The sequence below is a fragment of the Priestia sp. P5_B4 genome, assembly GCF_056400385.1.
On the sequence record NZ_JBFULJ010000971.1, the window covers coordinates 1 to 1,349 of the forward strand.

The window sequence follows — 1,349 nt, forward strand, 5'->3', positions numbered from 1 at the left end:
GATCTGTTAAATGGATATAAATGCTATCGTTTAGCTTTTTTCCCAATTTCATTTTTGCATATGCAATAATTTTTTCGGATATTTCCATATATTCAATTGGCATATCAGCAATTAAGGTCTTGAATTTTTTCATTATATCTTCGTTTTCTAAAGTGAAAATTTTATCTATTAGTTGTTCATTAATATCATCACCAACACGCTTATTAAAAGCAATTCCACGTCCAATGATGATAATTTCTTGTTTCTCTTTTGTTGAAATAACTGCATTGTTGTTTAATATTCTCTCGACTTTCACTTTATACCTCCAGACTTATACTTTATCCCCTCCAACAATAGAAAAAGGCAAAACCCTTACCTCTTTCGAAGATAATCGGTTTTGCCTGATTTAACAGTAACAATCCGTTGTGTATGCGCTTACTTTGAGACGTTGATTCATCAACATCTGTCTATAATTTATAATATAAATATAAACAAAACAAGGGATAAAAATCGATGATTTCATCAGATTTGTTGTTTAAACAACAAATCAATAAAAATTGTCGATAATTTCAAGTGATAGGAATTTCTATTTTGGTGTTTTTATGAATATCTTCCGTTCCAGCATCCAATGCAGTCTCATAATACCAGCATTTATGCTCGATGACTTCCATTGTTTTTTTTAGTTCTTGCATCTGGGCTTCTACAATAGCTTTTCTTTCCATAAACATGTCATATCTTTGTTGCAACGTAGAATCCCCATCAGAACACCAATCAATAAAGGCTTTAATTTCCTTAATAGGCATCCCAGTGGCTTTCAGGCATTCAATTATTTTTAAGGCGTTGATATCGGATTCTTTAAACACCCGTGTTCCATTGGGTCTCCGTTCTACAAAAGGGATAAGTCCCTCCTTGTCATAGTAACGCAAGGCATATGGTGTAAGGTTAAATTCTTTTGCCACTTCACTAATAGAATAGGTCTTCATCATTTATCTCCTCTTTTTAGATATTTATTGTTAGAGTTAACTCTCCTTTTTTTGTGAGCAAACCTACCACGGATTTTGTTAAATGTCAAATTCAACATATAGGGAAAACTAACTGTAAACCATATGGATAAAGGTGTTGATTTATAACAAAATTTGATAAAACCCTTTATTAATAAAAAGTGTTTTTTTACCCTTAAACTTCAGTTGTATTATTGCACTAAAGGGTCATTTAATTGAAGAAGGATCACAGAAGTGATCAAACTTTTTTATAAAAGAATGATTCAATTAAATAAATTAAAGCTTATTTTGATCAATCTTTTGTCAAAATAAGCTTTTCTTTTTGTTCGTTTATCAAAGGTTAGTAGTATTAATTTGATCAAACTTTCT

2 protein-coding genes are annotated in these 1,349 nt (G+C 30.7%); both read right to left on the reverse strand.

Annotated features, from left to right (window positions below):
• A partial coding sequence (locus AC1DRF_RS27965) for a CAT RNA binding domain-containing protein (protein ID WP_477742307.1) occupies positions 1 to 295 on the reverse strand: 295 nt, incomplete at its 3' end.
• A gap of 253 nt (positions 296 to 548) precedes the next feature.
• Positions 549 to 962 carry a MerR family transcriptional regulator gene (locus tag AC1DRF_RS27970; RefSeq protein WP_477742308.1) on the reverse strand — a complete coding sequence of 138 codons (414 nt, stop codon included), beginning with the start codon at positions 960 to 962 and terminating at the stop codon, positions 549 to 551.
• Positions 963 to 1,349: the final 387 nt, after the last annotated feature.

Excerpts from the sequence above, each read along its gene's own strand:
- AC1DRF_RS27970 (WP_477742308.1), bottom strand. The coding sequence starts at position 962 with ATGAAGACCTATTCTATTAGTGAAGTGGCAAAAGAATTTAACCTTACA.